This is a genomic window from Sediminibacter sp. Hel_I_10 (genome assembly GCF_000688335.1).
Classification (GTDB): domain Bacteria; phylum Bacteroidota; class Bacteroidia; order Flavobacteriales; family Flavobacteriaceae; genus Psychroserpens.
In genome coordinates this window covers 2850778-2867320 of the sequence record NZ_JHZX01000001.1, presented here as the reverse complement: position 1 = coordinate 2867320, position 16543 = coordinate 2850778, and the positions used below count along the sequence as shown (strand labels likewise).

Below are 16543 nucleotides of genomic sequence, written 5' to 3'. Positions count from 1 at the left end.
TTGGCCGCTAGGCTTGAAGTCGTTATAAATAGAATAGACTTCATTTATGACTTAAAAGTTTATGAATAAATACTGAAAAATATCTTGCAGCTTTCCATCCAAAAATAGATTTCATAACTTCAACAATCCTACCTCCTAAAACAGGCTCGTAAGTGCTTCCGCCAAACTTGTTAACTTTTTCGATAGCTGCTCTGTAAACCATCATAGACTCTGGGTACGCATCAATGGCTATAATCTTGTACTGCAAAGCCATAGCGTTGTTATATAATTCCGTACCCTTTTGGATTCGAAACTGTTTACTTTTTGAGTTTAAAGCTTTTAATTGACTCTGTAAATGTTTAAGCTGTTTTTGATTGGCAATATTAGCCCCTCTGATGTGTTTGCGATAATAGTTATAAACATCTGGAACGTAAACAACTTTATTGGCCTTAGTGACTACTCTACAAAAATATTCTCCGTCTTGATCTTTGCTCAAACTTTCGTCCCAAGGTTCTAACTTATCTAACAAATATTTTGGCGTTAACCAAGCGCTTGTTTGAACCATATTTTGCTTACCATTTCCCCCATAAAGATTCAATAAAAAAACCTCGGTGTCCTCTGTGGTATATAAAAATTCTCTATCTGTAACGACCCCACTGTCTATAGTATCATAAAAATGTTTCGTACTGCAAACGGCAATGGATTTGGTGTCATTTTTTAGTTCCGCAATCTGCAATTCTAATTTATTAGGACTGAGTATGTCATCAGCATCTAAAAATTGAATGAATTCACCCTTCGCTAAACGCAAACCGTGATTCCTGGCTGAGCAGGCTCCTTTTTTAGGGTTCTTTATGAGAGTCAACTTTTCATTTTCCAAATTGGATATGAATTCAAAAGAGCCATCGGTTGAACCATCATCAATAACAATTATTTCGATACTTTGATGGGTTTGCTTTAGCACCGAATTTATAGTCTCCTCTATAAAGGCAATACTATTGAATACCGGAATGATGATGGAGACTAATGACATTGTTGCGATAAAAAATTTATGAATTTTTTGGTGTTCTTTTGTAAATCAAAAGATTTAACATAAGATTGAAATGCTGCATCTCTGCGTTCTTGATGAGTTTCAAAATCTTCGCTCGCCATTGTATCGATAGAAATGGCAACCTCAGAGGGTTTTGGATTTGATGATAATAATATACCGTTCTCCGTTTTAACCAATTCTGAAACACCTCCAACATCTGTAGCAATAACCGGAATAGATGCTGAGAAGGCTTCCATTATAACAACTGGCAAACCTTCGGTCTCACTAACCAATATCAAACTATGTATCCCATTTTCGGCAAAATAATTTTTAATCTCTTCCGGAGTTAACCACCCCAAGAATTCCACCTCACAATTTGGATTGTACTTTTTAATTTCTGAAGCACATTTTTTAATATTGTCAAGTGCATAGCCGTCTCCAATATGAGTCCATTTTACAGGTATTTTTACTGATTTCAAAGCTTCAACAATAAGCTCTAAGCGTTTTAAAGGTACTGCTCTAGAAACGCTCACTAAATGAAATATTTGCCCAGACTCCACTTTATTTTGAAGCATTGCGTTTGCACCTAAATAATGGATTTCACTAGCATTCTCAATAAAAGGATAACGTTTCGTCGCGTAATCACGCCCATGTTCACTTATAAATGTGCAAATATGGGCATGTTTTAACACCCTTGATTTATATGGTAAATAGTCGTTATGTCGAAACTCATACAAATCAAAACCATGCATCCTGCATATAATATTTTGATAACCCCATTCATGAAGAACAGGAATCATGAGGGCGTTATTCATAGTCCATTGAAAAAACAGAACAGTCTGCGCTTGCTTACTACGATTGTTTTGGAGTTCTTTAAAAATGTTTTTTTTGATAATAATATCACTATAAACTGTGGCTAAATACCAATCAATAATGCCTTGTTTACCGCTTTTTACAGCTCTAAAAAATTCTGAAATCCACTTTTGTGGCTGACTTTTGCTAAAAAGATGTTTGAGATACTTAGGCTTAGCGAATAATGTTTTCCCTAATGTTGGTTCTATAATGCGAACATTATCAGCGAAATTAAAATCATTAGTTTTCTTATGAGTAAAAGGTACAATAATGACTTCATCAAACTTTAAGGATGCCTCTTTTATTTCGGCAGTTTTCCATGTGTAATCGACAGAAAATGGATAAGAGTCTGTAAAATAATAAAGTCTCTTCACTTATTTTGATAACATGTTTAGTTTATAATAACTCTTCTGAAAAGGGCTGAAATCCTTAAATATCGTTTTCAGGTTTTTTGTATCTACTGAAAATCTTAAAAATGGTTCTCTATAAGACGTATTATAACCATGATAGGCTAGAAAGGGAATAACATCTAACTCCTTACAAATTTCTAGAGTATCCGAATTCCAATCTTGTGGTTTACCAAAAGGAATGGCAAAGAGGGGCACATAATTGGGCCAATCTTTCATTTGTTCCATATTTTTTTGCAAATTTTCCTTCTGTGACTCCCGAGACAACATAGAAAAGCGCAAATGTTCATGGCCATGTAACCCAAAATGAAATAATGGGTTTTTACAATTTTCAAAATCTGAATACTTAGCATAAAATGGTGAATTTTCTGCGCCATTTTTTAGATTGCATTCATTCTCCAATTTTAAAAGCTCCCGATATTCGTTTTGATCTCTAGTATTTCTAATTTTTGGTGCTGCCTCAATTAATTCCTTATTCTCAAAATAAGGTCCTAGATTATACCAATACCCCATTTTTTCTTTGCCATATGCCGTATTGATGAAGAAGGTTGCTGGAATTTTAAGACTGTCAAGAATTGGCATAGCGAACTCCGTCATTGAAGCATCTCCATCATCAAAAGTAATACTCACCAGTGTTTGATTTATTGTCTTATTCTTTAAAGCCTCTAACCCTTCAGAAAGAGAAACAATTTTAAAATTTTGTTTTAAAAAAGACATGTGTTCTTGAAACAGATCGGTAGAATTCCAAATAAATTCATTATGAATTTTAGGATCAAATGTTTCTCCCAACTGATGGTAATTAAGTACCACCAATTTTGATTTAGGCACTAAGTTTTGCTTGATTTGATCTTTTAGCTTTTGTAACATTATTTATCTTGAATATTCAAATAAAATACTTCAGAATACAGATAATCGAGCTTTGGGACTGCACTTTGATTCTGTTTTAAGTAAATATCTTCTTCATATTGTGATCGTATACGATTCTGGGGTAAATTTTCAATAAGACTTTCTGGAAAAATCAAACCACCCACTTTTTCTTTTAAAAATAAATAATGACTCAACGTATCTAAATGTTCCATTAAAAAATTTGGTGCATTTGTATAATGTACTTTATAAAGAAAATAGGTTTGAGTTATGAATGGTCGTTTTGTTAATCTTTTAGAAATTCTATTAATACGTTGGACCCATTCTGGTTTTTTAGAAACAGGCTTCAATATCAATTCAATCGTCTTGTCTTGACTAGGAAATTTAAGATTAAGACTTAACCCTACGTATGGCTCATGCCATTTTGTAATATTATTTTCAAGACTTTCAGATTTAATTTTTCGTTGATCTATATAAGATTTTAAACTAAAAGAATGTCTGATAGTGAAATTGACTACAGCTTGTTTTGAAAATTTCAATTGTTCTAAAATTTGCGCCACTTTACCATTAGCGCTAAAATTAGTGACAATACCATCTTTTAGACGAATATATGGCATTAGTAGTTTTAAAGATTGCTTGCGATATGGCTCTCTTACAATCCAAGTATGCGAATTATAGAATTTATAATTTATACCATCAATAACTCTATGATAGGTAAAACAACCAAAATAACCTACCATGGGCTGTTTTTCAGCCAAATCATCTATCAAGCAATATCCTAATAATAATTTATGGTCAAAAAATGCTTTTTTAAATCCAAGTACAGGCTCTTTACCATACACCTCGATAAATAAATTATGAATTTGGTCAAAATCTGAATGCTGAACTTCTCTTAAAATAACTGACACTAGGCTTCTAGCTTTTCCTCTATATTGATTTTAATGAGTTGAAAATTCAAGAGTTCTAAAATCTCTTCATCTTCAAACTCAATATCAAATGCATCTTCCAATGCGGTGATTAGGTTTATAGTACCGATAGAATCCCAATTATCCAAATCATCTGGACTGGTATCCTCATTTATGTCTGTGGTAGGGACGTCAAATACCAACGCCATGATTTCTTTTAATTTATCTTCGATGTTAGGCATAATTTAATTTTATGTAATTATAAGAGTTTGAAACTGCAAAATTAGCCTTTTTCATCTCATAAGATATGGTTGCTTCTAACTCTTCCTTGAATTCAAAACCAGTCTTTATGTAAAAATCGGCAACTTGATGGTTCTTTTTTGTTACGATGTATTTAGCATTAACAACTTCTGCCTTTGCAAAAACTTGCGAAAGCACTTCTTCTAAAAACTGATACTCAATATTTCTACCCAATATTCTACAACTCATCAATAAAGTATCTATGGTAGCAACATTTTCTTCGGAATAATGCACAATGCATAGCCCCGTGACACCACTATCTCCAAACTTATCTTTTACTCCAAAAGCAAAACAATCGTAATTTTTATTATTGACAAATTGTTCTAATTGTGCTTCTGAATATCTGGGCGTTGTCAAATTAAATTGGTTGGTCTTTTGGGTCATTTGAGCCATTCTTGTAATGAGTTGCTCGTCATTCTTATATATGGTAAGTTCTAAACCCAAAGACTCTAAAAAGCCAGCAAAGTCCTCAAATTTATGTTCAGCATTTGCCCGCTCTACATTCTGTTTGTATTGGTCCAGTTTTTTGGCGTCTTCTGCACTTTCATTAAGTTGAACAAAATTATTTGCCCATTGTTGCTGCTCTAGATAGTATTGAATTGCATTTTTAGGCACCTGAATGGTCGTTACAGAAGGCACTTGGTCTCGCATCAACTGTACTTCAAAATCAGAATCATCAACAAATACAAAAGAATCAATGCCAATATTAAGTTCTTTGGCCAATTGTTTTAAATTTTCTCCCTTAGCATCCCAATTCACTTTTTTGGCGACTAAAGCATCTGCTTGTAGAGACAGATCTGGATGTTCTTTTAAAACTGCATCCACATCGGCGGCATTATTCTTACTTGCTAATGCCAAAAGCACCCCTTTTTTACCCAAGCCCATTGCTCTATATTGGGCTGCTGCAAAGGATTGGCCTTGATAAGTGTTTTCATCCATTGCAATGTGCTCTGGACCATCTTCGCCTAAAATGCCTTTCCACAAGGTATTGTCACAATCTAATGCTAATAATTTCTTGACCTGTCCTGTTAATGCATTGAAATACGGCTGGATCAATTGCACATAATTCCAATAGAAATCATGTTTATAGAGTAATTTATTCTTTAAATAGCCTTTATAATCCACTGTATTATCAATGCCCGATTTTACCAGACATTTATCAATATTGATCCATTTAATAGATTTTGGCGCCTGCTCCTCACAAAATTGATTGAGACGATTCGCTAATGTTTCCAATGCTCCATCCTGCGTTTGCAAGAAGCTAAAAGGCAAGGCTGTAAAACGATTCATGATCACCAACGATGCTTTTGATAAGGCTTTGAAAGTGAGTTTAAGCTCTTGTTGTATTTTTTGTTCTAGGGCATGCAAATGTTCCGAAGAAAAGGTATCGATTTTATATTCTAAACCATGTAAGCAGTTGGCCACTTCCCAAAAAATGAGGATGGTTTTATTTTCAACATCAAAGTTTTGGGCATTTTGGGCAATATTATCATAGTCACCAAAAGTCACTTCGGCGTTAATCTGGTTTAATGCGCAGTTATATTCCAAATACTCCTTGATGGGATTAGTGGTAATATTATTAAGCACGAGCAAATCAACAGTATGCTGTTGCTCTTTTTGCTTTAGTTTTGCGTTAGCTTTTAAGAGCTCTAAGAAATTGTTCATTTTAATCTTGACTTATGCTTTTTGCTTATTTAAAGGTTACCACATCACTTGGCCGCCGTTAATGCGGATGGTTTCTCCTGTTACAAATCCACTTTTAGATGAGTCTGCCAAAAACACAATCGCTTGGGCGATATCATTTGGTGCGGCTAAACGTTTAAGTGGTGTTTTTGCTGCGGTAAGCAGTTTTATTTTTTCTGGAATTTCACTCACTAAATTGGTGGGTGTAAGACTTGGCGACACCTGATTTACTCTGATTTTCTTAACTGCCAAATCCAACGCCATTGATTTTACAAATCCTTGCAAGGCCGATTTCGCAGTGATGTAGTGAGACCAGTTGTTACTAGGATGTTCCACAATTTGTGACGAAATCATCACGATAGAAGCGTTATTGTTAAAGAGTGATTTGCTAAGGCAATTTTGAATGATGGCTAAAGGAATCTTTATATTAATATCCAATTGGTTTAAAAAGTCAGTCCATTCCAGTTTTTCTACAGAGATTATTGGAATAGGTGCTGACAGGGAATTTACAAGCGCGTCTATTTTTAGTTCGTATCGTTCCAAAAAGTGAGAAAAGACCATACCAAAATCATCTTGATCCAAATTGGCTTTCAACAACAATAATTGATTATCAGATGCTTCTTTTTTTAATTTTAGCAAGTCTTGAGATGAAGAATTGTAGTGGGCAATAACTTTCCAGTTTTCCTTAAGCAAAACATGCACTGTTTCTAAGCCGATTCCGCCAGAAGCGCCCAAAATAAGAGCTACTTTTTGAGGTTTTTCAGTCATTTCATCAATCTCTGCTGGTGCGTTTTGCGAATGTTGAACAAGTTTTACCTTGGCAACCCCTTTGGTTACCTGTTGTTTATTTTGATTGAAAATATTTGTTGAAAGCTCAATGATTTCGTCACGATCGTATTTTTTTATGACCTCTGCAATCACAGTGATGGTATCCCCGATTCGCACAGGTAATAAAAATTCTAGATGTTGCGAATACCATAATGCACCATCTCCTGGCAATTTAGTCCCAATGACTGTTGAAATAAAGGATGCACCCAACATGCCATGCGCTACTTGCTTTTTAAAAGACGTGTTTTTTGCAAATTCTGCGTCGACGTGCAATCTATTGTCATCACCTGTTAATTCTACAAAATTATAAATGTCTTTTGCTGTTAAGGTATGGACAACTTCAGCTGTTTGGCCAACTTCGATTTCAGAGTATTTCATTTTATTAAATTGATTGCACCTCCAATAACAGAGCGATTCATTTTTAAAATTTTATGATTGAGAAGTATGGAAAATAATTCTTTCAATTCTTTTTTATCTTCTTTAGTTGATTCTTTTAAGGCTTGAAAAACTTGATATTGCAATGATTCTTTAACTAAATAAGAATTTTGTGAATCACATTCGTTCTTTAAAAAAATATTTAAAAGTCGTACTTTCTGATAAGATTTATAGAAATCTGATTTTTTTGAAAATATTCCTAAATCATGAATTCTATAAAGCGCAAAATAATCAGGTAAATAATAATAAGGTTTTTTCTTGGTCACTAATAAATGGAGATACCAATCTCCAACTGAAATTTCCATTATTGCATTTAAATCTTCTACATTTAAAAGATTGCTTCTGAATAGAATTGTGTTTGAATGAATTTTGTTTTTTACGATAATCTCCTCAAAAGTAATAATTCCTTCTTGCTTGAGTGGATGACTTTCCTCAATTTGATTGTCTACATCCCTGCTTATAATTTCTCCACAAACACCGCCATATTTTGGATGTTGCTCTAAAAAATCCACCTGTTTTTGAAGCTTATTCCTATCTATCCAATAATCATCACCTTCACAAAATGCAATGTATTTTCCTTTGCAAGCTTTTAAGGTTCTAATAAAATTAGGTATTGCACCTAAATTTTTTGAGTTGTCCAAAAAATTAATATGTTTATGTACTCTTGCATATTCTTTAATAATGGAAGCTGTAGTATCAGTAGAACAATCTTCACCAATTACAATGTCATAATCAAAATTAGTTTGCTGCTCGATAATACCATCTAGGCATTGATTTATAAAAGCCTGATGGTTATAAGTAATTACACAAACTGATACGATTGGTTGTTGCATTATTTCAAAAATCTTTCAAAAGGTTTTCTTTCTCTAATTCGTTTTGCTGGAGATCCATAATAAAGTCCATGGCTTTCTAAATCTTTAGTTACTAAAGAACTACTGCCCACAACGACATTCTCTCCAATCGAAACTCTATCCATTATTACAACACCTAAGGTAATTGCTGAATATCGTCCTAAATTAAAATAGCCACCAGTAGTAACACCTGCAGATAAAGAGGAGAAATCTTCCATGACACTATTATGTTCAAGAGAGCTATTTGTATTGATGACACAGTGATTAGCCATAAGTGCTTCCGAATTGATAACAACTCCTGGCATAATAACATTCCCCACACCTATTTTTGAAGTCGGACTTATATAAGAAAATTTAGATATGGCATTGATAAACTTAAAGTCTTTTAATTGTGCTACAATTTCCAAAACCACCTTTTCTCTCAAATAATTATCGCCCAAACCAACGATGCCAGAGTGAAAATTATAGGCATGAGATAGTCTCTCTAACTCATTTTGCCTGCCTATAACCTTATACCCATAAAATTCACTATCAATGGCTTGTACCGAATCAATAACACCCACAATGTTGTATTCTGGTTGGTCTTGCAAGATATCAATAATGACCCTCGTTTGAGGTCCTGCACAAAACACAACTATATTTACAACTTTCATTTGAGAAGAATTTTTATAATTAACAATTGGTCCTCCTTACTCAGCTTATCATAAAGAGGTAAAGTCAGTACCACTTTTGAACTTGTTTCAGAAACCTCAAAAGACTCCTTTTGGCTTGTATAATTTAAAGTATTTAAACTTGGATAAAAATAGCGTCTACAATAGATTTGATTAGCTTCTAGCACCCTTTTCTTCTCTAGCAACTCAGCTTCCGTTTTAAAAAACACTGGAAAATAAGCAAAATTGAAACCTGGCTCATCAATAAGCTCTAAAACTGTTAGTCTAGAACTTAAGCCATCCCTATACCTTAACCACTGCTCTTTTCTTTTTTCTAAAATTTTATTTGCATGCTTCAAATTAGCAATTCCCATGGCTGCATGAAACTCAGAGTTTTTACCATTAATCCCTACACCCCAAAATGCTTCTTGGCCATTATGGCCAAAGTTACGCATGTAACTTATTTTGTGTGCCAACTCATTGTTATTGGTAAAGATAGCTCCACCTTCTACCGTATGGAATAACTTGGTGGCATGAAAACTTGTGGTACTTATATCTCCATATTCAAATATGGATCTCCCTTTATAGATTGTTCCAAAACAATGGGCAGCATCATAAATCACTTTTAAATCATGCTTTTTGGCAATTCTATCTATCGCCTCAACATCGCAAGGGTTACCGTATACATGGGTTGCTAAAATAGCGGATGTTTTAGATGAAATAGCAGCTTCTATTAACTTAGGGTCGATGTTACAAGATGCTTTATCAATATCAACAAATACGGGCGTGCAGCCTTCCCAAACAATACTACTGGTAGTAGCTACATAAGAAAAAGGGGTTGTGATAACTTCCCCCGTAAGTTCTAAAGCTTTTATCGCAATTTGCAGCGCGATAGTACCATTGTTGACATAACTAAAATGTCCTTTATAATTTAAATATTTTGGGAGTTCTGCCTCCAAAAGATTTACTAATGGGCCATTATTTGTGAGCCAATTTCTATCGTACACCTCATCTAGTAGAGCGTACAATTCATTTTTTGGTGGTAAAAAGGGTTGAGTTACTGGTATCATAAGTTATATTCTGGAAAGAACTTGTACAAAATCCATTCTTTGTTTTTTATTTTATTTTTTAACAAATCTGAAATATATTCTGGTCTCTTTTTAGGATTAGATCCTGGAGGATAAATTCGCTCCTCTGTTTTAAAATAATGAGAATATTCAGAAAAAATTGTGGACTTAATGTATCTTTCGAATTGTGGACTTAGATCTTCCATCTCAAAAAATTCAACTTGAACAAAATAATTTTTTATAATTTCTAAATAATTCTCTTTGGAAATATTCTTATATACATACAATGGATCTGATGCATACATTCTAATAAATTGCCAAGACAAAACACCAATATCATCTCTGTAATCTTGTTTAAAAAAGTGTTTCATCTCGCAGTTATAAGACAATTCAAAATATTCTTCTATTGAAATTTCAGGAAACTGAGGAAAAAGTTTTTTTAATTGATTTAATGGCAAACTCGGAAATCGCTCCCACCACTTAAAATAATATGCAGAAACAAATTTGTTTATTGGGTTTCTTTTTACCGATATGACAGGCTTGTCTTTATAAGCTTTAGGAATAAAAGACACTCCAGCATGTTGCCCGATCGTATTGTCGTTTGGATATTCATCATAAGATACGTCATTTAACTTTTGATAAAACGGTGTTAAAAAATCCAATCTATATCCCATTCTATTGACATACCATTTAATTGGATGTTTTCTCTTAAAATCGGCTATAATCTTTTTAAATATTCCATGCACATAGGTTCCTCCAGTTTTTGGCATGTGTATAAAAACGAAATCTTTTGTGATAATCATATTGTATTCAGATATTTTGAATTATACCTCAAACTTATTTTAAAAAAGACGTGATAACTTAGCCTTTAGTTGTATAAATTTAGGGGTAATCATATTTTTAATTAAAAAATAAAGCTCCTTATCTATTAGAAAAACGATTACAAAATATAAGCTACTGAATATTGGGGCAATAAGAAGCGTATAAGTCAAGGATACTTCATTTGGCAAAATAAATAATTCTATGAGCGATACTAGTATAAGCGCTGGAATAAGTTTAGAAGTGAATGCCGTGATTTGAGGTTGTATTGGAAAATTCAGTTTTTTATAAACCACAAATATGTTTAAAAAAAAGAATATGTATGCGATGCACACCAAACTATACAAAAAATACGTCATCCCAAATTTAATTGCTACAAGCATAACAACTGTACCAAAAATATTTTTGCCCATTGTAAAACCCATAAGAAATCTCGATTTTCCCTTAACCATAAAAAGATTCAAGTTTATATTGCTGATTGGTAGTACCAAACCTGCAATAGCCAATATTTTAAGCATTGGAGCAGACCCCATCCATTGTTTTCCATACAAATAATATATCAAGGTATCAGAAAATAAAAACAGCATGGCCATAGCAAAAACGACTAACAATGATACCATTTGAATTGCTTTGAGGTAATAGGATTGTAATCGTACTTCATCATCCTGTATTTTGGAAAGTACTGGAAAAAACACCTTATTAAACAAAGGTCCAAAATTCTTTAATACTAAGCCTCTTGTATTGGCGGCTCTATTATAAATACCAACGGTAGATACTGAAAAAACCTTTCCTATTAATATGGTACTAAAATTATCAAATAAAGTTCCCACTATCTCCAAACCTAAAATGCCAGTACTATAATTTAAAGTTGGTTTAATGCTCTCATAGGAAAAAACCCATGAAGGTCTCCAGGAAGTTTGTCGCCACAAAAAACTAGCATTTAAAATACCGCTAATGATACTTCGAAAAATGAGACTATATACTCCAAAGCCGCCATATGCCAATAATATGGTAATTATTCCAGAGGACACATTTATACCGACATCTAGTTGAGATAAAAATCTAAAATTGATGTCACGTTTTAAAAAAATCATAGGCATCAATCCCAATGAACTAATAAAAAACTGAAGCGAACTCAGTTGCAATAAAGGCCTTAAAGATTCGCTTTCAAAAAGTAAAGCGATGTATGCACTGGTTACATATACCAAAAACATGAGCAAGAGCCCTACAAAAATATTAAGGAAAAAAAAACTGGATAATTCAGTATTATTAAGTTCCTTTTTCCTGATCAACCCTGATGAAATTCCAGCATCTATAAAAATCTGACCAAAAAGATTTACCACCATCACCAAACTAGCGAGACCAAACTCCTCTGGTGTGAGAAGTCTTGCCAGTACTAAAGTAATTACAAAACCAATGATCTGATTGGAAAATTGACCTCCCAGGGCCCAGCCAAAGGCAATAGTTGATCTAGCTCCTAAATTATCTGACATTATCTAAAATAATACACTCTACAAAATACACTTGTGATGATAAATTAATTTGACACAAAATTTCATTCATTTTGTGGGATGATCGGTGACTTTATATGAACTTTATAGCTGGGCTCTACCCTAAATCCAAAGTACGAGCCCATTTTCTTCCATTTCTCAGAATCTTCAAGATCTCCACAAAACAGTCTATCCTGATCAAAATATTTAAAAAAGTCCTTTACTTCCCGAATTCTCAACTTATAAATTTCAATATAGTGTGCTCTATGTTCTTCGGAAAGTTTGAGTAAATTATCTGTTTTTTTATTATACAGTTCTATATCAGTAGAAAGACTATAAAATTCCTTTTCTCTTCTATAAAGATGTGAATGTATGAATGTATTTCCTAAGGATTTTCCGTCAGAATGAGTCATCATTGAATTAAACCATTTATCTGGGTCACGTTCTAGCAAGATGAATTTTGAGCCAGGAAACCGATGAAATAAAAATTTATAAAAATCTAAACACCACCATGGGTCATCTTCAAATACTTGATTTGATTTAAAATCTAAAGAATTAAAAATACTCTTATAATCCCCTTTAAACCAATTTGAAGTCCAACCATTCTTTACGGATGTATGAGAAGTTGCTACACTAAAATTATGATCATGAAAAAAACGCCCAACAGAAGTAGTACCCGTTCTCTGAAAGGAAATGCAAAATATTAAAGGCTTTCTTTGAATATTAATCGCCTGAAATACTTTTTTACATGCCATTTTAACTTGTAAAAAATTCATAACCTCTAGTATTCCATATAATAAAAAAGTAATTTCAAAGAATATTTTAATCCCATAACACTTTTATTGGGTCATACCGATCCCGTGAGCTACAAATCCAATCCGTTTTAAGTCATTGATATCCAAAATATTTCTGCCGTCGAATACAAAAGCAGGTTTTAGCATGGCATCGTATATGTGTTGCCAATCATAAGCTTTAAATTCATCCCATTCTGTAAGTATCGCAACGGCATGAGCTTCTTTACAAGCCTTATAAGGTTCATTAACTACGGTTAAAAGCGCTCTATTTTCCTCTTCGGTACGCGTTCCTAAATAGTCTAAGTCTGCGTAAATTTGTTCTGGCTTTACTTTTGGGTCATAAACCACCACCTCAGCATGCTCATTAAGCAAATAATCTGCTACATAGATGGCTGCAGATTCTCGAGTATCGTTTGTGTCTTTCTTAAATGCCCATCCTAAAAGTGCAATTTTCTTTCCGGAAACGGTATTAAATAAGGATTCTACAATATTCATTGCGAAGCGTCTCTTTTGATGATCATTCATAATTATAACCTGCTCCCAATAATCTGCCACCTCTTGCAATCCAAAACGCTTGGCGATATATACCAAATTCAGGATATCTTTTTGAAAACAAGAGCCCCCAAAACCAACTGAAGATTTTAAGAACTTAGAACCTATACGGGAATCCATCCCAATGGCACGAGCTACCTCGTTAACATCTGCTCCTGTTTTTTCACAGAGTTCACTCATAGCGTTGATGCTTGATACCCGCTGGGCTAAAAAGGCATTAGCTGTGAGCTTTGAAAGCTCTGATGACCAGACATTAGTGGTTAAAATATTTTCTTTATTGACCCAATGCGCATACACATCTACCAACGTTTGGATTGCGGTTCTTCCCTCTTCGGTATCGATATCGCCACCAATAAGTACACGGTCTGGATCCATGAGGTCTTCCACTGCCGTACCTTCTGCTAAAAATTCAGGATTTGACAGTATTTGAAATTTAACCCCGTTACCGGTATTTTCTAAAATACTCTTTAAAGCCTCTGCAGTTCTTACGGGTAAGGTTGATTTTTCAACAACAATTTTATCGGTGATAGATACTCTTGCAATTTGCCTTGCACAAAGCTCAATCCATTTTAAATCTGCTGCCATACCTTTACCTACACCATAAGTTTTAGTTGGCGTATTTACAGATATAAAAATCATTTCAGCATTCTTTATAGCCGCATCAACGTCCGTTGAGAAAAATAAGTTTCTACCCCTAGACTCTTTAACCACATCTGACAAGCCTGGTTCATAAATAGGAATATTCTCTACATTTTCATCATTCCAAGCTGCTATCCTTTTTTCATTAATATCAACAACCGTCACATTAATCTCTGGGCACTTTTGCGCAATCACTGCCATTGTTGGGCCGCCAACATAACCAGCACCAATACAACAAATGTTTTTTATTTTTTGCATTATTTTTAAATTTATGAACTTAGATCTTAATTGAATACACCCAAAACACAGCTTCGCTTGGTCAGTCCCATAATTTGGTCTAACAAGCTCATCATAAACTGTATTTATAGTTTTACAACTTGGTTTCTTTGGTTAAGGTAATTAATACACCTAACTCCTTTAGCACAAGCTGTAATTTATTATTAGTTACGGTTTTGACTGTCCCTTCCTTATCCCTAAAGGGCCCTTCTGGAATAGGGACCACATCTCCAACGTTGAAATCTGAAACCTCTACTGAAGACAGACTTCCTTTTAATCCTTTTTTTAGAGCTATAATTTCCTCATCTCTTACTATAGCGGGGCGTCCCAACCAAAAGAGATAGCGCACTACTCCTGGGACAAGAAACACCTTATCCCTGTCTTTTTCTTCAATATTAACAAATACGTATGAACTAATCAATGGGACAGTGACCTTCTTCTTTCGATCAGACCATTGTTTCACCTGCTCAATCACTGGACAATACGCTTCCAACCCCGATTTCCCTAACAAATCTGCGACTTTTTTTTCGTTACGGGATTTGGTATATAGCACGTGCCAAGCCATCTACTGGTTTTTAAATTATCTATGATATTGTGAATAAAACGGATATATGTCCGGATATATGACTATACCCATCAAAATTCTAACATACTGATATGAAAGAGATGAAGGTTTTTTAGAGCACATGAAGAAACCTATTATCAAGCTGATTATAATTAAACGCAAAAGTACTCACTTTAAAGAAATGCACAAGTTTTTTTGATTGTTTAATGGTGATTTGTCAACAACGATAATTTCATCAAATTGAGTTTGCTACTATTTAAATCATCACAAAAACATGTCTATCTAAGAGTACTGTCATAACAAATACTACATGCTTGAGAGCACCTTTAAAATACGCTGTGTTGCTTGACCATCCCAAAATTTAGGCACTTGACCTTTTTTGTAACCCCCATTAAAGACAAGTTCTATTTCTTCTAAAATTTGCGCGATATTAAAATTTAGCAGTGTATTTGTTCCTATATCTATAGTACTTGGCCTCTCAGTATTTGGTCTTAAGGTGAGACATGGTTTCTGTTTAAACGTGGTTTCCTCTTGAATACCTCCACTGTCAGTTAACACTAAACAACAATTATGGATGAGACTTTGGAAGCTAAAATAATCTAAGGGGTCTAATATTAATAAATTATCGATTGCATCAAACGTTTGTTGAAGTCCAAACTTACTAATATTCTTACGGGTTCTTGGATGCATCGGAAAAACAATAGTTTTCCCAAATTGCAACTGAGTCAACAGATCTGCTAACTTGATCAAGCCCTCTTTATGGTCAACCGCAGCTGGCCTATGAATGGTTACCAAAATAAAGTTGTCATTTTCTAACGCATAGTCTTTAAGCACGGGCTGAGAAGCAATCTCATCTTCAAAAGCAACCAAGGTGTCAATCATAGTATTTCCTACAAAGTGAATGGTATCCTGGGGCTTGCCTTCTTTTACTAGATTTTCTAAGCCACTTTGCTCTGTCACAAAATACAAATCGGTGATTTCATCTACCAAAATACGGTTGATTTCTTCTGGCATGCTTCTATCTAAACTTCGTAAGCCGCTCTCTAAATGCCCTAATGGAATACCCAATTTATTCGCCGTTAAAGCCGCAGCTAAAGTAGAGTTGACATCTCCAGGGACTAAAATGACATCAGGGCGAAACTTTTTGGCAATGACCTCTTCTAAACGAATCATGATTTCACCCATTTGTATGTTTGCTGATGCTTAAGGTATTTTAAGGAAAAAATCTGGCCAAATATCCAATTGCTTAAAAAAAACATCTGCCATGGCTTCATCAAAATGCTGACCTGTATGAACAATTTTTACATCAAACTGACCAGGGAATTGCTCTGCAGCCACTTTCTTAAATTGTGTGACTTTAATATAATTTGGGCGGGTACCAACAACAAGAAGTAAGTTTTTCAAAATGATTTAAATTTAATAGAGAGAGGACTCAAGGCGCTTAGTTATACTGGACGGTTTCATTTTTTAAATTATGATAAACAAATATAGGATAGCATTTTGTAACATCCCAAATTCTAAAAATACTTATTATCAATTCATCATAAGTAAAGATTAGGT

At 34.0% G+C, this 16543-nt stretch carries 17 protein-coding genes; all 17 read right to left on the bottom strand.

Annotation, left to right across the window (positions count from 1 at the left end; genetic code table 11):
- Positions 1–40: 40 nt before the first annotated feature.
- The 17 genes from P176_RS0112955 to P176_RS20055 all read right to left on the bottom strand — a co-directional run bounded on the left by P176_RS0112955 (position 41) and on the right by P176_RS20055 (position 16387).
- The gene (locus P176_RS0112955; protein WP_026755098.1) at positions 41–1009 is read right to left on the bottom strand and encodes a glycosyltransferase family A protein; all 969 of its coding nucleotides are present in this window, start codon (positions 1007–1009) and stop codon (positions 41–43) included.
- The gene (locus P176_RS0112950) at positions 1000–2232 is read right to left on the bottom strand and encodes a glycosyltransferase (protein WP_026755097.1); all 1233 of its coding nucleotides are present in this window, start codon (positions 2230–2232) and stop codon (positions 1000–1002) included. Before P176_RS0112950 ends, P176_RS0112955 begins: the two co-directional genes overlap by 10 nt.
- Complete coding sequence (locus tag P176_RS0112945) at positions 2233–3132, bottom strand: polysaccharide deacetylase family protein (RefSeq protein WP_026755096.1); 900 nt, start codon at positions 3130–3132, stop codon at positions 2233–2235.
- Positions 3132–4037: a hypothetical protein gene (locus tag P176_RS0112940; protein WP_026755095.1), complete on the bottom strand. Its 906-nt coding sequence runs from the start codon at positions 4035–4037 to the stop codon at positions 3132–3134. Before P176_RS0112940 ends, P176_RS0112945 begins: the two co-directional genes overlap by 1 nt.
- On the bottom strand, positions 4037–4276 hold the full coding sequence (locus tag P176_RS0112935) for an acyl carrier protein (RefSeq protein ID WP_037348938.1): 240 nt from the start codon (positions 4274–4276) through the stop codon (positions 4037–4039). Before P176_RS0112935 ends, P176_RS0112940 begins: the two co-directional genes overlap by 1 nt.
- On the bottom strand, positions 4269–5999 hold the full coding sequence (locus tag P176_RS20060) for an HAD family hydrolase (RefSeq protein WP_051605492.1): 1731 nt from the start codon (positions 5997–5999) through the stop codon (positions 4269–4271). Before P176_RS20060 ends, P176_RS0112935 begins: the two co-directional genes overlap by 8 nt.
- A 36-nt stretch (positions 6000–6035) precedes the next feature.
- Positions 6036–7223, bottom strand: a complete 1188-nt coding sequence (locus P176_RS0112925; protein ID WP_026755093.1) for an SDR family oxidoreductase — start codon at positions 7221–7223, stop codon at positions 6036–6038.
- Positions 7220–8113, bottom strand: coding sequence for a glycosyltransferase (locus P176_RS19470; protein ID WP_051605491.1), 894 nt, complete (start codon positions 8111–8113; stop codon positions 7220–7222). Before P176_RS19470 ends, P176_RS0112925 begins: the two co-directional genes overlap by 4 nt.
- Entirely contained in the window at positions 8113–8784 is a 672-nt protein-coding gene (locus tag P176_RS19465) for a hypothetical protein (protein ID WP_051605490.1), read from the bottom strand. Before P176_RS19465 ends, P176_RS19470 begins: the two co-directional genes overlap by 1 nt.
- Positions 8781–9851 (bottom strand): DegT/DnrJ/EryC1/StrS aminotransferase family protein, encoded by a 1071-nt coding sequence (locus tag P176_RS0112910; protein ID WP_026755092.1) that lies wholly within the window; start codon positions 9849–9851, stop codon positions 8781–8783. The genes P176_RS19465 and P176_RS0112910 overlap by 4 nt, the downstream gene beginning before the upstream one ends.
- Positions 9848–10651: a hypothetical protein gene (locus P176_RS0112905; RefSeq protein WP_037348937.1), complete on the bottom strand. Its 804-nt coding sequence runs from the start codon at positions 10649–10651 to the stop codon at positions 9848–9850. The genes P176_RS0112910 and P176_RS0112905 overlap by 4 nt, the downstream gene beginning before the upstream one ends.
- A 39-nt stretch (positions 10652–10690) precedes the next feature.
- Positions 10691–12160 carry a lipopolysaccharide biosynthesis protein gene (locus tag P176_RS0112900; protein ID WP_026755090.1) on the bottom strand — a complete coding sequence of 490 codons (1470 nt, stop codon included), beginning with the start codon at positions 12158–12160 and terminating at the stop codon, positions 10691–10693.
- Between the two features lie 62 nt (positions 12161–12222).
- Complete coding sequence (locus tag P176_RS0112895) at positions 12223–12933, bottom strand: sulfotransferase (RefSeq protein WP_026755089.1); 711 nt, start codon at positions 12931–12933, stop codon at positions 12223–12225.
- Positions 12934–12996: 63 nt separating this feature from the next.
- Positions 12997–14400, bottom strand: a complete 1404-nt coding sequence (locus P176_RS0112890) for a UDP-glucose 6-dehydrogenase (RefSeq protein WP_026755088.1) — start codon at positions 14398–14400, stop codon at positions 12997–12999.
- Positions 14401–14512: 112 nt separating this feature from the next.
- On the bottom strand, positions 14513–14983 hold the full coding sequence (locus tag P176_RS0112885) for a UpxY family transcription antiterminator (protein ID WP_026755087.1): 471 nt from the start codon (positions 14981–14983) through the stop codon (positions 14513–14515).
- A 306-nt stretch (positions 14984–15289) separates the two neighbouring features.
- Positions 15290–16168 carry a non-hydrolyzing UDP-N-acetylglucosamine 2-epimerase gene (wecB, locus tag P176_RS19460; protein WP_051605489.1) on the bottom strand — a complete coding sequence of 293 codons (879 nt, stop codon included), beginning with the start codon at positions 16166–16168 and terminating at the stop codon, positions 15290–15292.
- 18 nt (positions 16169–16186) lie between these two features.
- Positions 16187–16387, bottom strand: coding sequence for a hypothetical protein (locus P176_RS20055; protein WP_051605488.1), 201 nt, complete (start codon positions 16385–16387; stop codon positions 16187–16189).
- Positions 16388–16543: the final 156 nt, after the last annotated feature.